At 65.2% G+C, this 19337-nt stretch carries 20 protein-coding genes and 1 pseudogene; 11 read left to right on the forward strand and 10 right to left on the reverse strand.

Annotation, left to right across the window (positions count from 1 at the left end):
• The gene (locus tag ABWI04_RS15720; RefSeq protein ID WP_353832855.1) at nucleotides 1–3450 is read left to right on the forward strand and encodes a S1 family peptidase; all 3450 of its coding nucleotides are present in this window, start codon (nucleotides 1–3) and stop codon (nucleotides 3448–3450) included.
• On the opposite strand, the gene ABWI04_RS15725 is transcribed toward ABWI04_RS15720, so the two are convergent.
• Both ABWI04_RS15725 and ABWI04_RS15730 read right to left on the reverse strand, forming a co-directional pair.
• Entirely contained in the window at nucleotides 3447–3926 is a 480-nt protein-coding gene (locus ABWI04_RS15725; protein ID WP_353832856.1) for an NUDIX domain-containing protein, read from the reverse strand. The two genes, ABWI04_RS15720 and ABWI04_RS15725, sit on opposite strands and share 4 nt — an antisense overlap.
• 3 nt (nucleotides 3927–3929) lie before the next feature.
• Nucleotides 3930–4511 carry an XRE family transcriptional regulator gene (locus ABWI04_RS15730; protein ID WP_353832857.1) on the reverse strand — a complete coding sequence of 194 codons (582 nt, stop codon included), beginning with the start codon at nucleotides 4509–4511 and terminating at the stop codon, nucleotides 3930–3932.
• Nucleotides 4512–4850: 339 nt separating this feature from the next.
• Here ABWI04_RS15730 and ABWI04_RS15735 point away from each other — a divergent pair, with 339 nt between their 5' ends.
• The 6 genes from ABWI04_RS15735 (at nucleotide 4851) to ABWI04_RS15760 (ending at nucleotide 9189) form a co-directional block, all read left to right on the forward strand.
• Nucleotides 4851–5060, forward strand: a complete 210-nt coding sequence (locus ABWI04_RS15735; RefSeq protein ID WP_353832858.1) for a hypothetical protein — start codon at nucleotides 4851–4853, stop codon at nucleotides 5058–5060.
• A 162-nt stretch (nucleotides 5061–5222) separates the two neighbouring features.
• Nucleotides 5223–5411 carry a hypothetical protein gene (locus tag ABWI04_RS15740; RefSeq protein ID WP_353832859.1) on the forward strand — a complete coding sequence of 63 codons (189 nt, stop codon included), beginning with the start codon at nucleotides 5223–5225 and terminating at the stop codon, nucleotides 5409–5411.
• Between the two features lie 71 nt (nucleotides 5412–5482).
• Nucleotides 5483–5785, forward strand: a complete 303-nt coding sequence (locus ABWI04_RS15745; protein ID WP_353832860.1) for a hypothetical protein — start codon at nucleotides 5483–5485, stop codon at nucleotides 5783–5785.
• A 59-nt stretch (nucleotides 5786–5844) separates the two neighbouring features.
• Nucleotides 5845–7572, forward strand: coding sequence for a cell division protein FtsK (locus ABWI04_RS15750; protein WP_353832861.1), 1728 nt, complete (start codon nucleotides 5845–5847; stop codon nucleotides 7570–7572).
• A 99-nt stretch (nucleotides 7573–7671) separates the two neighbouring features.
• Nucleotides 7672–7926 (forward strand): helix-turn-helix domain-containing protein, encoded by a 255-nt coding sequence (locus ABWI04_RS15755; protein WP_502913131.1) that lies wholly within the window; start codon nucleotides 7672–7674, stop codon nucleotides 7924–7926.
• A 120-nt stretch (nucleotides 7927–8046) separates the two neighbouring features.
• The gene (locus ABWI04_RS15760) at nucleotides 8047–9189 is read left to right on the forward strand and encodes a tyrosine-type recombinase/integrase (RefSeq protein WP_353832862.1); all 1143 of its coding nucleotides are present in this window, start codon (nucleotides 8047–8049) and stop codon (nucleotides 9187–9189) included.
• Nucleotides 9190–9717: 528 nt separating this feature from the next.
• On the opposite strand, the pseudogene ABWI04_RS15765 reads toward ABWI04_RS15760, so the two are convergent.
• The 5 genes and pseudogenes from ABWI04_RS15765 to ABWI04_RS15785 all read right to left on the reverse strand — a co-directional run.
• A pseudogene (locus ABWI04_RS15765) lies at nucleotides 9718–9876 on the reverse strand (ClpX C4-type zinc finger protein); the annotation flags it as partial.
• A gap of 29 nt (nucleotides 9877–9905) precedes the next feature.
• Nucleotides 9906–11204 (reverse strand): caspase, EACC1-associated type, encoded by a 1299-nt coding sequence (locus ABWI04_RS15770; protein ID WP_353832863.1) that lies wholly within the window; start codon nucleotides 11202–11204, stop codon nucleotides 9906–9908.
• A 1-nt stretch (nucleotide 11205) separates the two neighbouring features.
• A complete protein-coding gene (locus ABWI04_RS15775; protein WP_353832864.1) occupies nucleotides 11206–11574 on the reverse strand; it encodes an effector-associated constant component EACC1 in 369 nt (122 codons plus the stop codon).
• An 858-nt stretch (nucleotides 11575–12432) separates the two neighbouring features.
• A complete protein-coding gene (locus ABWI04_RS15780; RefSeq protein ID WP_345175133.1) occupies nucleotides 12433–12633 on the reverse strand; it encodes a DUF5708 family protein in 201 nt (66 codons plus the stop codon).
• 330 nt (nucleotides 12634–12963) lie between these two features.
• Nucleotides 12964–13092, reverse strand: a complete 129-nt coding sequence (locus ABWI04_RS15785) for a hypothetical protein (protein WP_353832865.1) — start codon at nucleotides 13090–13092, stop codon at nucleotides 12964–12966.
• A 550-nt stretch (nucleotides 13093–13642) separates the two neighbouring features.
• Here ABWI04_RS15785 and ABWI04_RS15790 point away from each other — a divergent pair.
• Both ABWI04_RS15790 and ABWI04_RS15795 read left to right on the forward strand, forming a co-directional pair.
• A complete protein-coding gene (locus ABWI04_RS15790; RefSeq protein WP_345175131.1) occupies nucleotides 13643–14134 on the forward strand; it encodes an SH3 domain-containing protein in 492 nt (163 codons plus the stop codon).
• A gap of 67 nt (nucleotides 14135–14201) precedes the next feature.
• The gene (locus tag ABWI04_RS15795) at nucleotides 14202–14705 is read left to right on the forward strand and encodes a DinB family protein (protein ID WP_345175129.1); all 504 of its coding nucleotides are present in this window, start codon (nucleotides 14202–14204) and stop codon (nucleotides 14703–14705) included.
• Nucleotides 14706–14709: 4 nt separating this feature from the next.
• Here the strand turns inward: ABWI04_RS15795 and ABWI04_RS15800 are convergent, their stop codons facing one another.
• Complete coding sequence (locus ABWI04_RS15800) at nucleotides 14710–16065, reverse strand: sensor histidine kinase (protein WP_345175128.1); 1356 nt, start codon at nucleotides 16063–16065, stop codon at nucleotides 14710–14712.
• Entirely contained in the window at nucleotides 16062–16742 is a 681-nt protein-coding gene (locus tag ABWI04_RS15805) for a response regulator transcription factor (protein WP_345175127.1), read from the reverse strand. Before ABWI04_RS15805 ends, ABWI04_RS15800 begins: the two co-directional genes overlap by 4 nt.
• Nucleotides 16743–16769: 27 nt before the next feature.
• On the opposite strand from ABWI04_RS15805, the gene ABWI04_RS15810 reads away from it, so the two are divergent.
• Both ABWI04_RS15810 and ABWI04_RS15815 read left to right on the forward strand, forming a co-directional pair.
• Entirely contained in the window at nucleotides 16770–17294 is a 525-nt protein-coding gene (locus ABWI04_RS15810) for a hypothetical protein (RefSeq protein ID WP_353832866.1), read from the forward strand.
• A gap of 122 nt (nucleotides 17295–17416) precedes the next feature.
• Nucleotides 17417–18748, forward strand: coding sequence for an MFS transporter (locus ABWI04_RS15815; RefSeq protein WP_353832867.1), 1332 nt, complete (start codon nucleotides 17417–17419; stop codon nucleotides 18746–18748).
• On the opposite strand, the gene ABWI04_RS15820 is transcribed toward ABWI04_RS15815, so the two are convergent.
• Nucleotides 18732–19337 (reverse strand): PaaI family thioesterase (locus ABWI04_RS15820; protein WP_353832868.1); only part of this gene is annotated, 606 nt, incomplete at its 5' end. The two genes, ABWI04_RS15815 and ABWI04_RS15820, sit on opposite strands and share 17 nt — an antisense overlap.

The following is a 19337-nucleotide window of genomic DNA, read 5'->3' on the forward strand; positions in this document are numbered from 1 at the left end:
ATGACGTCCGAATCCGAGGAATATTGGCTATCTGCATCCACCACTGATACCGAGCCGAATCCCGACTGGGCGGCCGAGATAATTGTCGACAAAAAGGATAGCGGCGGAGAGGAGCGGGCCAGCGGATACCTCATCGCCAATGGGCTAGTTATTACGTGCGCACACGCGATTAGGGATGCCGCACAAATTAGAGTTAGATTCAGAGCCGAAAGCCCTGAGGAGTGGACCGGCCCAGGCGAGGTCATTTCCTTCTCAAATGAAGAGTCGCTAGATGTGGCGGTTATTCGGATAGAAAAAACTGAAGCCACAAAGCGCTCCGAACGTCTGAAATTTGGTCGAATCAGCCGTGATAGGGATACGGTAATTCAATGCACAGGCATGGGATACCCGGCCTTCAAGATACGCGCAACTTCATCTTCGAGTGACCCATCACAAAAGATTGCTTTCAGAGATAGCTTCTACTTGTCAGGAAGTATCTCTCTGCTTTCAAACCAGAAATCGCGTACACTTGAAGTTAACATAGCCAATCCACCCGCACCAACACAGGGGCAAATATCGCCGTGGAGTGGCATATCGGGGACGGCCCTCTTTGCGAATGGGATGCTAATCGGGCTTGTTAGTAGGCACCATTGGCGTGAAGGGCCGGGAAGGCTTGATGCGGTTCAAATCAGCACCTGGTACGAATCTCTTGGTTCAGAAGAACTGGAAAAACTCACCAGTATAGGCTGCTTGCCATCTGCCGCTTCCGAGATCGAGGAGGCGATTCCCGACAGTAGAGTTCTTCGTTCCCGGAATACTTACCTTGCACAGGTGCGCAACCTCGCAGCGCCTCAACTTATCGATCGACGCTCCGAACTACGACGACTAACCGAGTTCGTTGCGAGCAACGAGAACTACATTTGGCTTCAAGCTCCGCCCTGGGCGGGAAAAACAGCTCTGATGGCTGAATTTACGCTCAATCCCCCTCGTGGAACACGTGTAGCAGCCTTCTTCGTAACCTCTAGGCTGGTTAGTGAGGCTGACAGCAGCGCCTTCTTGCGCACAATGATTTTACAGCTCGCCCTCATAGCGGGAGAGCCGGCACCCGGCCCTACGGGACAGGTGAATCAGTATGAGATTTTTCTACGGTTGGTTGAAGTCGCCGCTGCTCACATCTCCAAAGCGGAGCGCCTCGTCCTTGTGATCGACGGGCTCGACGAGGATAATCTCGCTGGCACGAGTATTGCTTCTATGCTTCCTCGTGCGTTCTTGGGCAACAATACCCGAGTAATCGTTACGGGGCGTCCTCATCCAGATCTGCCCCACGACGTACCGGCACAACATCCGCTAAGAACTTGCACAAGGAGGCCTCTCAGCGCTTCTCCACATGCAAAAAATCTGGAAATTGAAGCAGAGAACGAACTTCATGCCCAAATGAGGGACAGCCCTGAGAACTACAAGATCCTTGGGCTTCTGGTGGCATGTGGTGATGGTCTAACATCTAAGGATTTCGCCGAGCTGCTGGGCGCGAGTAGCTACATCCTCAAGAGAAGGCTAAACGGTAGCCTCGGAAGGACTCTAAAGAAGGGCCTGCCCGATCGAGGCGAGCCGACGTACTTTTTTGCTCATCAGACCCTTCAAGCTAAGGCTCAGGAGTTGTTGGGCGCCGACCTGGCTCGCTTCAAAGAAAATCTCTACACCTGGGCCAGAGGGTATCAGGATGCTGGATGGCCCGAAGACACGCCAGGTTATCTCCTCCAGCCCTATTGGCGTTTGCTCATTACCGCCAAGGATACGGAGCAGCTGAGGAGAGTCACAACTGATCCACGCAGACTAGACTTGATGCGCAACCGCCGTTCTGCACCTGTCTCTGTCTTGAACAACATAGATGCCACGCGATCACTTTTGCTTCAGAGCCCCGACTTTAACGTAACTGATCTCGTTCGGCTTGCCCTCGAGCGCTATAGACTTATTCACAGCTTGAAGACAGGATCGGACGTAGCGGCCTCGCTCTGGGCGGATCTACAACCTCGCTCGTTTAAAAAATTTCAGAGGGCCAGGATGTCTCTATTCGATCAGGTGGAGGCCCTTGAGTACGTTGCCTCTAAGATCTCGAAGCACTCCCCAACGCTAGCCCACCGATTGGCCGTTCAAGCCAGCCGCACAACTCGCCTTATTCAGCAGGCCAATCTCCGGAAACTCGCCGCTCGCAAAGTAGTCCGCATTCTTGGGGAAATTCGTCAATGGCAAGAAATCCAGACGTTCATTTCTTCTATCAAGGGAACCACGGACGACGACAATTTGTGGGGAGACTTTGCCATTGCCCTAGCAGAGGCAGGAGAAGGTGAGATTGCTCTCGACACTCTCAGCAGCATAAAAAGCAAACGGTATCATATCTATGTTTCGGCACGTGTCGCGGGCCTCCTATGCGAAATGCACCGCGATCTTGCCCTACAACTATTGAGTGCCCTGAGAGAAAAACTCGCTCCTCCGGTAAGCGATCGAACTTTGATGCTGGCGGCTGCGACGGCAGCGAGCACTTACGCGAAGCTTGGGCAATGGAGTCACGCAGAAGAGCTTTCTTTCATCATAGACGCCAGATTCTCTGATCGGGTGAAGGCTGAAATCGCAGTATCTATGGTGACCTCTGGCGCTTCCACTGAGGGCCAAAGAATATTTCAGATGATTGACGAGCGTCAGATAGCGGATGAGGCAGTCGGCCGGATCATAGACATGCTCCCTCTCCCTGACCACCTGCCCATCGCACTACAGCAATGTGAGACAATCGCGAGTCACGAAGTACGCACCAAAGCTTTTACTGGAATGTTCATAAAACTCAAAGATGAGGGGCGCGGAGACGAGTACGACTATCTCTTGAGGAAAGCCACCGAAGAGTTGAGTTTGATCGAAATCTCACAAATACAGAGTCAAGTTGCGCGCTGGATGATTCGCAAGCTTCTTAATGGAGGTCGTTTTCAATCATCGGAGCAGCTAGCTTACAGCCTCTCTTCTTCCCAAGACGCCACGATGCTAATTGGTGAGATTGCAGCCGCATGGTCCCATTCCAATCCAGAGCGCGCGAGGGAGTTGCTGACATCGGTCTTCTCTCGCATAGATTCTATAGAATCAACAAGCCTCAGGATGTCTATGCTACACAACGTCACGAACTCTCTAATGGATCAGAGAGCATGGCACCTTGCCGATAAAGCAATAGATCGGATCTCCCCAGATGGAGAGCGAGCCAGACGACAAGGCGATCTTGTAGCAAGGATGCTTTCGTTGGCAGCCACAAGAGATGAGGACGATTCCGCTGAGTACAGAATCGAGCAAGCACTAAAGCATCTGAAGAAGCTTCTTTTGCTCGATCATTGGATTCACGGAATGGAAAGCCTTGCTCTTGTCTCTGGAGAAGCTTTTGATGTTACAGCCCAGGCACTGTTCGGGGAGGACCCGGTAGAAGGGGAGACCTAACCGGGGATGAGTAGCCCTCGGCCACCCTTCAAATAGTCACCAATTCGGCGCAACATTGAATTATCCATTTGGAGTGTTCCAAGAAGCTCCTTCGGTATCCACGAAACATTCTTACTTTCACTGCTCGCAGTAAGCACACCGGTTTTATACAGAGACGTTAGTACTATTGAGAACTCTTGCCGGACCTCATCGTCACTGGTGTAGTGAATTACGTGCCTTGGGTCGCTGTAGATGCCGATCAGGCCGGTGACTTCTACGGTGATACCGGTTTCCTCCTTAGTTTCGCGGATGGCAGCTTGAGTGACCGACTCGCCCAGATCAATCGCGCCGCCTGGAAGAGCCCAGTTGTCATTATCAGTCCGGCGGATCATTAGGATCTCGCCGTCATCATTCTCTACGACGACGTTGACGGATGGGACGAGACTATTTGCTGCTGGGGCGTTGGGGTCGTCGTGGTAGTCGATTCTGCGGCCCATGGGTCAGTCCCCCGGTATGGGTGTGGCGCGTTCCCAGACGCGTTCGAAGCTCTCTAGGTAGGTGTTGACCAGGTCTCCGCCGGCTATGCGGCGTAGGTGCCAGACGGGGGCGTGGGGGCCGGTGACGCCGTAGACGTGGGTGTTGACGAGGAGCTGGTCATCGGCGCGGTAGATCGAGTTGTAGAGGACCGTGCGGTGAAAGCGGAACTCGACGCCGTCTTGCCTGCGCAGGTTCTTGTAGAGGACTAGGGCGTTGCGGATCTTTGCGGCCTGGGCGTCGCCTACGCCCTCGTCATCGCCTCGTTCGGCTACCTGTGGGCTGTCAGGGTCGCCCAGGAGGATGCGGACGCGGACGCCAGCTTCCGCTTTCTCGGCGAACGTGCGTTGGATGCCGGAGTCTTCAGAGAGGAAGAGGCCGGAGTAGACCAGGACGCCGATCTCCTCCTTGGCGGTGGCGAAGAGACGTCCCCATGCGTCCCTCGGGACGGATGTCCGGTGCGGGTAGATCGTCACAAGTTCGCTACTCGACGCTGCGGTGACCTGCTCATTAGAGAGGGCGTCCGGCCACAGGAAAGTCTCGTCCACACCCAATCGCGAAGCTACTGCGTAGCGATGCCGCCGGTAAGGGGTGCGGTCCTTGGTGATCCACCGTTCTACCGTTTTTGGGTCCACGTCGAGCGACTCGGCGAGCGTGGCGATAGTGAGGCCCTGCTCTAGTAGAGCGGCGCGTAGGCGTTCGTTCGGCATGCACCCGTCCGGATTCCGGGACGTCCTAGGACGCGGTCAAGCCTATGAGGACGTCATGAACACGTCCAGTCATGTAGTGATCTCGTCCCGCAGGTCAGGCGCACTCTCTTTCTCGTAGACACCGACCGCCCGGACTGTCCCCGCCGGATACGGGCCTTACGAGAGGAGTGGTCAAAGATGATCCTCGTTCTGGCAGCGATCCTCGCCGTCTTCCTCGCTGGCTCCACCTGCGGAATCTTCGCGATGCTCGTCATCGGCATCCACGCCGAAGAGCGCCGGACCGCACGAGGGCTCGCCGAGACGTCCCGCATCGGCACCGCCTCCAGGCGCGTGCTCAGCACCCGCACATGCGACGACGCGCCGGCCCGCGTACCGGCGGGGCGGTGAATATGCGGATGCCTCGCGCCATCACCGGTCACACGTGCCCCTGCGGCGCACGCGTCGAGCCCGGTAGCCGGAGGTGCCGCAAGTGCCGCGCTCGCGCCCGGTGGCTCCGGCGCGGGCGCGGCCCGCAGTACCCGGCTCCGTGGCTGTGAGGAGGGTGCGCCAGTGAACGTCTCTGTTCCCCTGGTGGCGGTCCTCGGCGCCGTGGTGTGGGCCGCGTGGCGGTACATGGGACTTCGTGGCTGGCACATCGCGGTGTGTCTGCTGTTCGGGTTCTTCCTCGCCGCGACCAGCGCCGCGCCGGAAATCCGCCGGCTGGTGGCCGTTCTCGTCCGGTCGCTTTCTCAGCACTGACGTCCCCTACCGAAGGGAGGGATGCCTTGGTGCCTGATACACCGCCGCATGTCCAAGTCAACGTTCAAGAGGTGCGAACGCGGAGCCTCGCCGCACGGGAGATCCTCTCCAGCCTTTCCGAGGCAATGCCGTCCATCGAGGATCTGTGGGCGCGGCTCTACGCCGCGCTCGCCGATGTTCCCCACCTCCTCTCCGAGATATCCCGGCTCTCGTCCCTGCTGGCCAAAGTCCGGCGGGACCGCGCGAATCTGGCGGCTGCGGGGCGAGCCACTCTCAGAGCCGACCGCGACGGCGAGCCGGATCCGCTGTACTACCTGCGCGATGAACTACGCGCGCAAGGGCATCTTCCCCCGGAGTCCTGGGGGCGCTCATGAGCCGGACGCGTCAGATGCGACGGCATGCGCAGAAGATGCGGCGCAGTGGGTTGCAGCCCATGGTGATCATCGACCGTGACGACCAGTTCCCGGACGTGGCCGCCGTGCTCCTCGCGCGGGCCCTTTGGCGGTACCGGTCCGAACTGGGGCCGGTCTACCTGGTGGCCGCGCTCGCCGTAGGGGGCGCGGTCCTACATCTCACGCATCCGGAGTGGTGGCCGTGGCTGTTGGCCCTTGCTGGCTTGGCGGCGTGGGCTCTCGCCATGTTCGGCGAAAGGTTGGGCCTCTCGCCGCGTATCGAGCGGCTGTATGCCGCTGGCGTCGTGATTGGCGCGGGTGGCTGGCTGTCTGCGGCCACTGCACTCGGGCCCACAGTCCCGCCGCTTCCTGTGATGCTCGCCGGGGGCGCAATCGCGCTCGCGATGCCGTGGTGGGCGCACCGGAGGCGGCGCGCCAGAGTCCGAGTCGATCGGCAGATAGCCGCGTGGCCGGAAATCGCGAAGGACGTCGGCCTCGCCGGATCACGCGCGCAATCCGCGGTGGTGGACGTGTGGGGATGGCGCGCACGGTTCGCCCTGGCACGCGGCCAGACGATCCAGGACGTCATCGCCAAGGTTCCGGCTATCGAGTCGGCGCTCGGGACGTTCCGGGGCGCTGTGCGCGTCGCACCGACCCGCGACGGCAAGGCCAACCGGTTCGAGTTGCGGGTGCTCGACAGGGACCCGCACGCCGATGCGATCCCGTGGCCGGGACCGTCCGTCTCCTCCATTACCGAACCGATCGACCTCGCCCCGTTCGAGGACGCGACCGGCGCGCGTGTGCTGCTGCTGCGGCGACACGGGCTCTTCGGGGGCGTGGCCGGCTCCGGGAAGAGCGGCGGCATCAACGTCCTGATGGGCAACCTCAGCGCATGCCGAGACGTCGTTATCTGGGCCGTCGACCTCAAGCGGGGGATGGAACTCCAGCCGTGGGCGTCCTGCATCAATCGGCTCGCCACCACTCCGGAGCAAGCCCGCGCCATGCTGCGCGACGCCGTCACCGTCCTGGAGGCTCGCGCCGAATGGCTCACGGCCAACGGGAGGCGCGTGTGGGATCCGACGCCGGAACATCCCGCGCTTGTCATCGTGGTGGACGAGTACGCCGAGCTCGCCGATGACGCTCCCGACGCCGCGAGCGACACGGACTCGATCGCGCGGCGGGGGCGCGCCGTCGCCGTGACGCTCATCGCGGCCACACAGCGGCCCACGCAGAAGGCCATGGGCAAGGGGGCCGTCCGGTCACAGATGGACGTCCGCGTGAGCTTCCGCGTTCGTGAGCGCAAGGACGTCGATCTCATCCTCGGGCAAGGGATGCTCAGCGCCGGATGGCACGCCCACACCCTCAACGCCCCTGGCAAGTTCCTGCTCTCCGCACCCGAACACGACACACCTCGGCGAGGCCGCGCCTACCTGCTCAGCGATGCCGCCGTGGCCAAGACAGCAGAGCGCCACGCGTCCATCCGTCCGACGCTGGACGAGGTCTCTCTGCGCGCGCTGGACGAGGCACACAAGGCGCCCGCTTCCGAGCCGTCCACCCTCGTAGCGCCGTCCCGCGAAGACCGCGCGGAGACAGCGCTGAGGGAGGCCCTGGACGGCGCGCCCGAGGAGGGCCTCCCGATCGCCCATCTTCTGATGCTCACCGGGCTGAGCCGTCCCACCCTCTACCGGCGCCTCGCTGAGCTGGTGAAGGCCGGCCACGCCGTCCAAGTCGGACGAGGCCGCTACAAGGCGTCCGATCACACCCGGTAATCGTCTCAACGTCTCGTCTCGCGTGCGCGTCTGCACGTATGGGCGGCTGAGACGTCCATGAGACGAGACGAGAGACGATCACACACCGCAACCGAGGAGATGGTCCCCACCCACATCCGCGCACGGCCCCGGGACGAAAGCCCGGGTGAGAGGAGGTGGTGTCCCCTGCAGGCGTACACCGTCGAGCAAGTGGCCGAGATCCTCAGCATCGGACGGGACAAGGTCTACTTCCTGATCCGCACCGGCCAACTCCGCAGCATCAAGATCGGCAAGCTGCGCCGCATCACTGACCGGCACCTCGCCGAGTTCGTCACCTCCCTGGAAGAGCCCTCCCTCGAAGAGGCCAAGCGCTGACACCCACACGGGAGGCCCGGCCGGACCTCGCCCGCAGAACGGGCCTCCCAACCTAGGGACGTCTTGGGACGTCTTGAGTTATGGTCGGTGGTGACCTCGATCGATACGAGGAGGGATCCGTTGGCAAAGATCCTGGTCGGCAAGTACGAGGGGTCGATCTACGAGGAGGGCGACGGGTACACCGGCGCGCTCTCGCTCGGCTTCGGCCCGGACGGCAAGCGCAAGCGGCTCAAGAGGAAGGGGCGCACCAAGACAGAGGTCAAGGACAAGCTCAAAGAGGCCGTCGAAGAGCTGAGCAAGGGCGTCAAGACGGACCGCAACTACTACGTCCGGGACGCGGTAGAGGAGTTCCTCGCCGCGTTCGCCAAGTCCGGCAAGTCGCCGAAGACCAACGAGGTCTACCGGTCACTCGCCGTTCACCAGCTCATCCCGTTCATCGGACGGACGCGCCTCAAGGAACTCACAGCCGACGACGTCGAGACGTGGCTCAACGGCAGAGCCGAATACCTCACCTCGTCCTCGCTCGGCATCGTCCACAGCATCCTCAAGCGCTCGATCCGCAGGGCGGCGCGCCATGACCGCATCGGCCGGAACGTCGCCGAACTGGTGGACACCCCGGACGGCAAGCCCGCCCGAAAGTCGCGCTCGCTCAGCCTGGTGCAAGCGAGCACGCTGCTCGAAGAGGCGAGCAAGCCGAAGCACCGGTTCGGCGCATACGTCGTCCTGGCGATCGTCTCAGGGCTTCGAACGGAGGAACTCCGCACCCTCAAGTGGAGCGACGTCGACCTGGACAAGGCGACCGTCTACGTCCTGCGAGCCGACCGGCACAAGGGCGAGACCAAGACGGCGCTCAGCCGACGCGGGCTCGGCATCGCAGACATGGGTGTGGACGTGCTCCGCAGCCACAAGACGAGGCAGGCGGCCGAGAAGCTCAAGGCCGGCGAGACGTACCAGGACAACGATCTCGTGTTCTGCCACGAGGACGGGCGTCCCTACACCGCGCAACACGTCCGGCACCGGTTCCGCAGGGTGCTCACAGCGGCGAAGCTCAACCCCGCCGAGTGGTGCCCACGCGAGCTACGGCACACGTTCGTGTCCCTCATGAGCGACCACGACGTCCCCATAGAGAAGATCAGCATCCTGGTGGGGCACTCCAGCACGAAGATCACCGAAACCGTCTACCGCCACCAACTCAAGCCCGAGATCCGCGACGGCGCTGAGCACATGAACGACATCTTCACCCACAAGACCAAGTCCGCGTAGGGACGAGCGTGCTCCCGACCTGGCTCCCCAAGACATCGGACGCAAAGGCGCCCCTCCCCCAACTGGATCGACGCAGAATCCAGCCCTGGGCCTCACTTAGGGAACCCCTGAGTCAGGCTTATTCAGGGCCCGTCCGGGGGTGTCCGGGGAAGTCGGCCACGGAGCCGCTCACCTGCGAAAACAAGGAAAGGAGCCCACGGACCAGTCCGGGCCCGTCCAGCACCGTCGAACCGCACCGACTGACGCTGGCTCCTGTGTCTCCCCTCTCAGAAGGGAGGAGGGCGCCCCCCATGGCCCTAGAAATCACCGCCACCACGCTCGCCTGGACGCTTCGTCGGGCGAGACGTCCCCACATGGACCCCGCACGCCCGCGGACTTGGGTCCGCCTATAAGGGCACCGCGGCATGGGCTCGCGAGCGCGGCGTAGGGGAGCCGCACTCAGCTCATCGTCCAGACGTATACATCCTCTTCTCCCATCGCGCATGGCTCATAAGGAGGAGGAAGGTAATTTTCAGGATCAAATTCATGCTCTTCGGTTATTATCTCGTTGCAGAGCTCGATGCACTCATCGCAAATATACACACCGGGGCCCGCGATGAGTTTGCGGACCTGCGTTTGACTTTTTCCGCAGAATGAGCAGTTCAAAACTGCAACATCCTGGCCCTGGAGTTCCTGCTCGGTGCTCATGGCAGTTTCGCGCGATCCGACATTTCGCTCTAGAGTCGACTCAGATCACGCTTCGCCCTCTCAGTATGTGGATGGTGGGCACCCAGTGTCTGTTCTCGCCGTTCGACGACCTCTCGCAACAGCGCCTCGGCTTCCTCTACTTCTCCGATGGCCGCCAGGTTCCGCGCCAGAAGGTGACACGTACGCAATGTCGCGCTGTCATGAGCTCCCAAGATACGTCGGCGCATCGGCAGCAGGACGCGCAACATCTTGACTGCGTCACCGCGATAACCGGCTTCGCCGATGTTGAGCGCAAGATACTGACGCGACTGCAGTACATCTGCGTGTTCGTCACCAAGAATCGATATCTGCCTGGCGAGCAGATAGTGGAGTTCTACGGCCGCCTGTCGGGGGTCGCCCAGGGCCCCTATGCTGTGTGCGAGAAGTTGACAACTCCTCAAGAAGTCCGGATGGTTCTCCCCGAGAAGATCCTCCTGTGCGGCGCACACATCTTCCAGGAGATCCCTTACGCGAGGCCAATCCCCGCGTTCACCATGATCAACCGCCATGAGATAGCGAGACCGCAAGGAGGACGCGGTGCGGCTCACGACGGCACGGTTGCGGGCGAGGGCTATCAGATCAGCGGTACGCGTGCCCCGCTTCTGCGGCTGCGGCAGCCCCTGAGCCTGCATGACCACCAGAAGATGGCGGTAGATGTCCTCTATGGAGAGAAGTTGCGGGCCTTCAGGAACACCCTCCCGCAGTAGCTTCATCAGCCTCCCGGTGAAAGCGGTGTGCTCTTCACCGGGAAGGACCAGTGCGACCTGATCGCGCTGAGCGGACGTGAGCACGTACGTGCCGTCGACATCGAGTTGACCGACGACGGACGCGATCGGATCAGCCATCGTCTCCGAGATGACTCGTCCCGAGAAACAGCAGTCGAGTATGATTACTTTGGTCGTCGCATGACTGTTGAGTACCGCACTGCGCAGTTTTTCGAACTCCAGCGAAGTGAATTCGGGCTCGTTCCATTCACTGTCGGGCAGGCCAAGATAGAGCTCGTGACGCTTACCGCCGATCAGTCCATGGCCGGCGAAATACACCAAGAGCAGATCCTCTGCCTCTGATATCGCCGACCGCAGCCTCCTGCCCAGCAGGCGGATATCCCCTTCGTTGAGAAGGGTGATGCAGTTCTCCTCGGGGACTATCCCGAATGTGGGGTCTGACAGCAAGATACTGAGATCACGCAAGGAGGTCTCAGCCGCGAGCAGGTCCGGAATCGCTTCGTCATTGTATTCGCTTGTGCCCATCAGAATCACGCGCGAGCGCTGGGGGTCCGGCAGGCGCATACTATTCGGACTCTCGATTGAGCACTTCGTCGACCAGCGCCTCGACTCGCTTTTCCCGAATGTTCTTGGCATCCACCTCGATCTCAGCCCCATCTTTGCCCAGCACCTTGATCTTGACACTTGAGCGCCGCGGCAGCGAGAGCCAGCTTCTCAGAGTGGCCACCAGAACCGAGACGGCCCCTCCGGAGCCCAGTGCCACGACCAGAGCCTGGGGCACCGTCCCCAGTTGGCCGTCCTCTGGGGCTCCTGAATGGACCGTTACCCTTCCATGAAACTCTGATTCACCTCGGAGCCAATCCGCAAGTGACTCCAAGTCCGGGATCGGGTCGGCGGATTCCAAGGAAAGTCGAGCCTCCACCGGAACCTCCATAAGAGTTGCAGTAGTCGATCTTGGGGCTCATGGCCCGGTCCCCCGGCATAGGTGTGGCGCGCTGCTGGACACGTATGTTCTGTCCACGCGAGCGGGAGGTCGCTGCGCTGCGATGCCGCCAGGAGGGGGTGCGGTCCTTGATGATCCACCGTTCTACCGATTTTGGGTCCACGTCGAGGGACCCGGCGAGCGCGGCGATTGTCAGGCCCTGCTCCAGTAGAGCGGCGCGCAGGTTCGTTCGGCATGCGTCCGTCCGGATTCCGGAACGTCCTAGGTCGCGGTCAAGCCTATGAGGCTGTCATGAACACGTTCAGTGATGTAGCGATCTCGGCCCGTAGGTCGGCCGCACGCTCCTCCGTAGACACTGGCCTTTGGAATCGCCCCCGCCGGATACGGGCTTCAGGAGAGGAGTGGCCGCAGATGATCTTTTCTCCGGCAGTGATTACATTGCGGCGCCGCTAGAGGCCCGGGTCGAAGACCGGGGGGCGTCCGCCGCGCGAGCCGTGGCGGGCGCGTCCGGCCTGCTGGCCGGCGCCTTCGGGGACGGTGGCCCCGATCCCGCGGCTTCGCAGACACCAAGATCTATTGGACAGGCCCTAGAAGTTCGGTGGTGCCCCTGGGGGCTCGCCCCCGCCGGACGGTGGACGCAGTCGCCAACGCGAGCACCGCGATCCGCACCGCACACCCCGACGGGCAGCAGCCGCCGACCGCCACGGGCCTGGATACGGCCCTGATGTTGTGACCGCGCCGCTGGACGTGGACCGGCTGAAGCCCGACCCACTCGCCGCCCTAGGTGAGCCAGCCCTGCGCCAGCACCAGCCGCCGCGCGACCTCCGCATTGGCTTTTGGAGCAGGCTCTTAGCCGCGCGCTGCGCGGTCGGTGCGCACACTCATGTAGACCCCGTACAAGGTCTCCAATCCACCCAAGATCATCAGGACTACCCCGACCTTGGACGGCGTGATGATGACGATCTTCTCATCAAGGCCCGACAGCCAAAGCGCCAGCCCTGCCACGAATGTGATCGAACCAGTGAGGAGCGTCTTGTGAGCAGGGGCCATGAGCAATCCTTCCGACCGCGGGCGAACAGCGTTCCGAATCTCAAGAAACGCTAGTCAGGCCCGGCGCGCCGAACCTCCTGCCGATTAAGGAGATCCAGCTACATCCTTCGACCGACACCACCCCCCGTCACCCCAGCTTGTTAAACGAACAGCCGGCCCCCTGCACTGCTGGATCGCGGCCATGCCGGCCCGGCCCTAGGTTTCCGACCACAGGTGGCAGCTCATCGTGCTGGCCATGTGGGGCCTGCTCTCTACCGCCAACCTCGAAGGCCAGAAACAAAGATCGGTTGGGCCTGATGCGGTTCACCGCATCAGGCCCAACCGACCTAACTAGTGGCCTTTTCCGTTGGACCCACCTTGGGTGGTTCCTCCGGCCTCGGCCCCTTCCCGGTTGCCCTTGCCTTCGCGACCCTGCTGCTCAGCGTCGTCTCCGGCCATATCGTCCTTGGTCTTACTCATCTCTTTTGTCCTTTGCTATTTTTTTGTTTTTCTGATCGGGGAGTCAAACTCCCCGTGGACACTACTGTGTCGGACGCATGAGGAAGCGCAAGTCTCCGGCTGGGCGGCTCGGTGACGGATCGGTGGGCGCCCCTGCTACCGACCAATCTTGAGATCCACCGGACGTGGGAGGTCTCGGCTCGGATCAGCCGCAGGGTTCTGGCGCTGCTCGTTGGTCGCCTCGGCCGTGGGGGCGCGTCCCTATCGGCCGCGGCCGGTGGCGCACCCCCGCCCGACTCCTGTCTCAGGCGCGCGACCATGCTGCGAGTCTTCGGCGGCGTCACGCGGGTGGCGAGCGCCCGGCGACGCCGAGCCGGCGGGGTGGTGACCGGCCGCATCTGCCGCGCTCAGCCATCGATTCGTCGGGAGTGCCCTTCGGGGCGGCAGTAAAGGCATGCGGATCTCGACCCTTTACGCGTCACAAAGAAGTGTCTGCACAACTCTCTGCACTCGTACGATGACTATGAGTAACATGAGGTTGTAAGTCCGTCACCTCACTCGGGAGGTAGAGATGCACGTAGGTACCAAGCTCGGTGTGGTCCTGGTCGCCACGACGCTCGTCGGCGGTGCACTGGGCACCGGGGCGGTCGCCGGGGCCGCTCCGCCGCCGGCACCGGGCCTGGACGGGTCGGCCGCGGTCCAGTCCGATCCTCCGCAGGAGGAGGAAGGGCACGGTCCGGGCGCCATCGAGGTCGGGCCGGAGGGCGCCGCCGCGGCGATGCACCGGCTCCTCGTCCGGGACGAGCAGCGCGTTCGCCTCTGCGACGGGGTCGTCCTCCCGGCGGACGGGCTCAACGTCCGGACCGGGCCGGGCCTCGGCTACGCGAAGGTCGGAGTCCTGGCGAAGGGGTCCAAGGTGCGGACCGACTGGGACTCCATCCAGCGCAGGGACGGGTACCTGTGGGTCCGGCTCAACTCCACCCAGTGGATCGCCGACTACATGCTCGGCGCCGACGACGGGGCCGTCCGCGGCAAGTGGTACGTCAAGTACTCCAACTGCTGAGCGCGCCCCTTCCGGGCCGGCGTCCACGGACGCCGGCCCGGTCCCGTCGCGCTGGTAGCGTCCCCGCATGGAAGAAGTGCCGTACACCGGTGGTGAGAAGGAAAGCCTGAAGGCCGCTCTCGACAGGCATCGAGACGTGGTCCTGTGGAAGTTGAACGGCCTGGACGAGGAGCAGGCGCGGCGTCCGATGACGCCGTCCGGGACGAGCCTGCTCGGCCTTACCAAGCACCTGGGCGCCGTCGAGTACAACTGGTTCTGCGAGACGTTCGGACGGGAGACCGAGCCGCTCCCGTTCCGGGACGACGACCCGGAGGCCGACCTCAGGATCGAGCCCGGCGAGACCATCGAGAGCGTCGTCGCCTTCTACGGGCGGGCGCGCGCCGCGTCCGACAAGGTCATCGAGGAGGTGGCCCTCGAAGACCGGGGCACCGCGTGGCACGGCGCGACCGTGACCCTGCGATGGGTGCTGATCCACATGGTCGAGGAGACGGCGCGGCACGCCGGGCACATGGACATCGTCCGCGAAATGCTCGACGGCGCGACCGGCGACCACGTCCGCGAGGACGACTAGCCCGCTAGGCCGGGCGTTTGGTGCGGGAGTGGCGGCGGCGGACGAGGCGGCGGGAGCGGCGGGCCGGGGGCAGCCACTTCGTGCGGAACCACATCTGCACCTGGGCCCCGCCGAGGACGCTGCGGTGGATGCGCAGGTAGCCGCCGGTCGCCTCGGCGGCGCGGCGGGCGATGTCCAGGCCGAGGCCGGTGGAGCCGCCGCCGCTGCTGCCCCGCTTCAGCGCCGCGTCCGGGTCGGCGATGCCGGGACCGCCGTCGGCGACGAGGATGCCGGTGACGCCCTGCCCCTGGTGGAGGGTGACGACGAAGCCGGTGCCCTCGGCCGTGTGCCGGAAGATGTTGCCGAGCAGCGCGTCCACGGCGGCGGCCAGCTCGGTGCCGGGGACCGGCAGCGGTGCTGGGCCCTCGGCGCCGATCAGCTCGCAGGAGCGCCCCTCGTCCTCGGCGAGGACGGACCAGAACGCGACCCGGTCGCGCAGGACCTTGGAGGCGTCGCAGCTGCCCCGGCCGGTGGGCCGCCGGACGGTCCGGATGATCTGGTCGACCTCGCGTTCGAGCCGGTCGACGGCCTCGCGGGTCTGCTCGGCGACGTGCCCGTTCCCGAGCGACTCCACGTTGAGCCGGAGCGCGGCGAGGGGGGTGCGGAGCCGGTGCGACAGGTCGGCCGCCATCTCCCGCTCGGCCGACAGCAGCTGGACGACGTGGTCGGCCATCGCGTTGAACGCCAGCCCCGCCTCGACCAGTTCGGGCGGCCCGTCCGGCTCGATCCGCACAGACAGCTCGCCGTCGCCGAACGCGCCCGCGGCCTCGGCCAGGCGGCGGGTGGAGCGGATCATGCGGGCGCCCAGCCGGTCGGCGACGGCGACGGACCCGGCGACGAGCGCGGCGGCGACCGTGGTCATGACGAGCCACGCCTTCCACACGCCGCGCGACAGGTCCTCGTCGGGCAGGAACACCTCGACGACGGCGGTGCGGCCCGCGTCCAGCGACACCGGCTGGAGGAGCGCGTACCCGCCGTCCACGCGGGCGGTGTAGGAGCGGCCGCGCCGCCCGGCCTCGGTGAGCTGCTCGGGACGGGCGCCCTCGTCCTCGCGGGGGTTCTTCGGGACGAGGCCGCCGTCCGGCATGTGGACGGTCATCCGCCCGGCGGCGCCCGCCTGGGTGCTCGCGACGGCGCGTTCGAGGGCGGCCGGGTCCTCGGTGACGACGAGGACGGGGCCGAGCGCGCTGGCCTGCCGCTCCGCGGTGGTCAGCGCGCGGTCGCGGGCGATCTCCCGGACGGTGAGGGCGAGCGGGATCAGGAACGCCAGCGCGACCATCGAGGTGACGGCGAGCGACACCAGGACGAGCGTCCGCCTCATGCGCGCGGGTCCGCCAGGCGGACCCCCACGCCCCGGACCGTGTGCAGGTAGCGGGGGGCGGCGGCGGTCTCGCCGAGCTTGCGGCGCAGCCAGGACAGGTGGACGTCGATGGTCTGGTCGTCGCCGTAGGCCTGCCGCCACACCTCGGCGAGCAGCTCGCGCCGCGCGACGACCCGGCCGGGGCGCGCGGCGAGGTAGGCCAGCAGGTCGAACTCGCGGCGGGTCAGCTCCAGCGGCTTGCCGTCCAGCCGCGCCTCCCGGCGGTCGAGGTCGATGTGCAGGCCGCCCACGCTGAGCTCCGCGGTGGGCCCGGACCGCGCCGACCTGCGCAGCACCGCGGCGAGCCGGGCGCTGAGGTGCTCGATGGAGAACGGCTTGATGAGGTAGTCGTCGGCGCCCGCGTTGAGCAGCCGGACGATCTCGGGCTCGTCGTCGCGCGCGGTCGCGATGATGACGGGCACGTCGGAGATGCCGCGCAGCATCTTCAGCACCTCCGCACCGTCGAGGTCGGGCAGCCCGAGGTCGAGCACCACGACGTCGGGCGGGGACTGCGTGACCTCGCGCAGCGCGTCCATCGCGGTCCCGACGCTGCGCACGACGTGCGACCGGGCGCTCAGCTCCCTGATCAAGGCGGTCCGGACGTTCGCGTCGTCCTCGACCACCAACACACTCGCCATGGCGGAACCGTATGCCACCATGTGCCCATGCGTCGCGCGATGTCGTATGTTGCCCCGTGGGCCGGGGTGACCGCGCTCGCGGTGGCGCTCTCCTGGCTCGGCGTGCGCGGCGTCGTGCGCAGCGCGGTGTCGGACCGGTCGGCGCCGCCGCCGATCGCCGGGCCGGTGATCCATTCCAGCCCGTCCCAGCCCCCGGGGCCGACCGCCGCCGGGTCGCCCACCGCCCGGTCGAGCCCGCCGACCGGCCAGGACGAGGGGCCCGCGCCGTCCAGGACCCCGAAGGCGCCTCCCGTCAGGCCAAGCGGCGGCGGCTCGCCCGCCAAGCCGACCGACCACGTGCGCAGCTACGCGACGCGCGGCGGGAGCGCCGCGATGTCGATCGAGAAGGACCGGGTGCGGCTGGTGTCGGCCACGCCGAACCCCGGCTACGAGACGCGCGTGACGCAGACCGAGGGCTGGCTGCGGGTCGACTTCCTCTCCGACAAGCGCACCTCGTCGGTCATCGCGTCCTGGTACGAGCACGCCCCGACGGTCAAGGTCTACGAGTACTGAGCGGGCAACCAACCGATTGTCGACCGTTTCGCGCCGCCACGGTTTCGGCGGCGAACCCAGCGGGAAACAGTGGGTCAAATCGCTGGGACCGGCGGGGGCGGTCGGAAAGGTCAACGGCTCCCATGGTTCTGGATCCCGGAGAGGCCGGGCGCGCCGGCGCGGCGGACGCCGAGGAGCGCCGCGCGCAGGTCCGCAAGGCCGCCGCCGCGAGCGTGATCGGCACCTCCATCGAGTGGTACGACTTCTTCCTCTACAACACCGCCGCGGCGATCGTCTTCAAGGACGTCTTCTTCCCCGCGTCGAGCGACTACGCGGGCACGCTGTCGGCGTTCGCGACGTACGCGGTGGGCTTCGCGGCCCGCCCGGTGGGCGCGGCGATCTTCGGACACTGGGGCGACCGGCTCGGCCGGAAGGCGACGCTGATCGTCACGCTGGTGCTGATGGGCGTGTCGAGCGCGCTGATCGGCGTGCTGCCGGGCACCGAGACCATCGGCTGGGCCGCGCCCGTGCTGCTCGTGGCGCTGCGGATCCTGCAGGGCGTCGCGGTCGGCGGCGAGTGGAGCGGCTCGGTGCTGCTGTCGATGGAATGGGGCGACCAGAGGCGGCGGGGGCTGATGGCGAGCCTGCCGCAGCTCGGCGTCCCGATCGGGCTCATCCTCGGCACCGGCATGATGACCGCCATCGCGCTGTCGGCGGACGAGGCGTTCCGGAACTGGGCGTGGCGCGTCCCGTTCCTGTTCAGCCTGGTCCTCGTCGGGATCGGGCTGTGGGTGCGGATCCGGGTGATGGAGACGCCGCTGTTCGCCGAGGTCGTCAAGCGCGACGAGGTCGCCCGGGTCCCGGTCGTCGAGGTCGTCAAGCGGCACCCCCGGGAGATCCTCCTGAGCGCGCTGCTGCGCTGCTCGGAGCAGATGCCGTTCTACCTGTTCACCTCGTTCGCGCTCACCTACGTGCACAAGCACCTCGGCATGGCGCAGGGGCTCGCGCTGAGCGCGGTGACGGCGGCGGCCGCGCTGGAGCTCGTCACGATCCCGGCCGCCGGGCACCTCGGCGACCGCATCGGACCGCGGCGGGTGTACGCGGCCGGCTCGATCTGCGTGGCGCTGTTCGCGTTCCCGTACTTCGCGCTCCTCAACACCGAGGTCGCGGCGCTGGTCATCGTCGCGGTGGTGGTGGCGCAGATCCCGCACGCCGTGCAGTACGGGCCGCAGGCGTCGCTGATCGCCTCGACGTTCCCGACGCGGCTGCGCTACGGCGGGGCGGGCATCGGGTACCAGCTCGCCTCGGTGTTCGCGGGCGGCCCCGCGCCGCTGCTCGCGACGTGGCTGCTGCACGACTACGGCTGGCAGGCGATCTCGATCAGCATGATCGTGGCCTCGGTGCTGACGCTGGGCGCGCTCGCGCTGCTGCCCGCCCCTGTGGAGGAGCGCGCGGCGGTCAGTACTCCGACGTGACGAACCGCTGCGGCATGATGAACATCCCGGTCGCCTCGACCGTGACCAGCCCGTCCGGTGCGCTGATTGTCCCGGACGCGTGGACCTTGCGCCCCTCCACGCGGCTCGCCTTCGCCTCCACCTGGAGCGGGACGCCGAGCGGGGTGGGGCGCCTGTAGCGCGTCTCCAGGGTGGCGGTCATGCCGGGCGTGCCGGTGGCGGCCGCCGCCATGCCGAGCGCCTGGTCGAGGACCATCGCGGAGACGCCGCCGTGCACGTACGAGGGCGGGCCCTCGTAGACGGCGCCGAGCGTGAACTCGCCCCGGACGACGCCGTCCGAGGTCACCTCCAGGCTGATGGGCGGCGCGAAGGGGTTGAGCGGTCCGGTGACGGGGTTGGCGATCTGGCGGTCCATGCGGCGCTCGCCGGGCGTGACGAACGGCGGGGCGCCGCGGCGCTCGGCGGTGAGCCGGGCGGTCAGCGCCGCGATCTCGTCCGCCACCGCGGCGGCCTCGGGCGCGGGGGCCCCGCTGAGGACGGTGGGCCCGGCCACATCGCGCACCCCGGCGGCCAGGCCCGTACGCGCCCCGGCCACGTCGTCCCCCACCAA

The organism is Actinomadura sp. NPDC000929 (assembly GCF_040492065.1).
Lineage (GTDB): Bacteria > Actinomycetota > Actinomycetes > Streptosporangiales > Streptosporangiaceae > Spirillospora > Spirillospora verrucosospora.

Excerpts from the sequence above, each read along its gene's own strand:
- ABWI04_RS15810 (WP_353832866.1), top strand. The coding sequence starts at position 16,770 with ATGCGTCGCGCGATGTCGTATGTTGCCCCGTGGGCCGGGGTGACCGCG.
- ABWI04_RS15770 (WP_353832863.1), bottom strand. The coding sequence starts at position 11,204 with ATGCGCCTGCCGGACCCCCAGCGCTCGCGCGTGATTCTGATGGGCACA.
- ABWI04_RS15805 (WP_345175127.1), bottom strand. The coding sequence starts at position 16,742 with ATGGCGAGTGTGTTGGTGGTCGAGGACGACGCGAACGTCCGGACCGCC.
- ABWI04_RS15775 (WP_353832864.1), bottom strand. The coding sequence starts at position 11,574 with ATGGAGGTTCCGGTGGAGGCTCGACTTTCCTTGGAATCCGCCGACCCG.
- ABWI04_RS15795 (WP_345175129.1), top strand. The coding sequence starts at position 14,202 with ATGGAAGAAGTGCCGTACACCGGTGGTGAGAAGGAAAGCCTGAAGGCC.
- ABWI04_RS15735 (WP_353832858.1), top strand. The coding sequence starts at position 4,851 with ATGATCCTCGTTCTGGCAGCGATCCTCGCCGTCTTCCTCGCTGGCTCC.
- ABWI04_RS15790 (WP_345175131.1), top strand. The coding sequence starts at position 13,643 with ATGCACGTAGGTACCAAGCTCGGTGTGGTCCTGGTCGCCACGACGCTC.
- ABWI04_RS15780 (WP_345175133.1), bottom strand. The coding sequence starts at position 12,633 with ATGGCCCCTGCTCACAAGACGCTCCTCACTGGTTCGATCACATTCGTG.
- ABWI04_RS15750 (WP_353832861.1), top strand. The coding sequence starts at position 5,845 with ATGGTGATCATCGACCGTGACGACCAGTTCCCGGACGTGGCCGCCGTG.
- ABWI04_RS15815 (WP_353832867.1), top strand. The coding sequence starts at position 17,417 with ATGGTTCTGGATCCCGGAGAGGCCGGGCGCGCCGGCGCGGCGGACGCC.
- ABWI04_RS15800 (WP_345175128.1), bottom strand. The coding sequence starts at position 16,065 with ATGAGGCGGACGCTCGTCCTGGTGTCGCTCGCCGTCACCTCGATGGTC.
- ABWI04_RS15755 (WP_502913131.1), top strand. The coding sequence starts at position 7,672 with ATGGTCCCCACCCACATCCGCGCACGGCCCCGGGACGAAAGCCCGGGT.
- ABWI04_RS15720 (WP_353832855.1), top strand. The coding sequence starts at position 1 with ATGACGTCCGAATCCGAGGAATATTGGCTATCTGCATCCACCACTGAT.
- ABWI04_RS15725 (WP_353832856.1), bottom strand. The coding sequence starts at position 3,926 with ATGGGCCGCAGAATCGACTACCACGACGACCCCAACGCCCCAGCAGCA.
- ABWI04_RS15785 (WP_353832865.1), bottom strand. The coding sequence starts at position 13,092 with ATGAGTAAGACCAAGGACGATATGGCCGGAGACGACGCTGAGCAGCAG.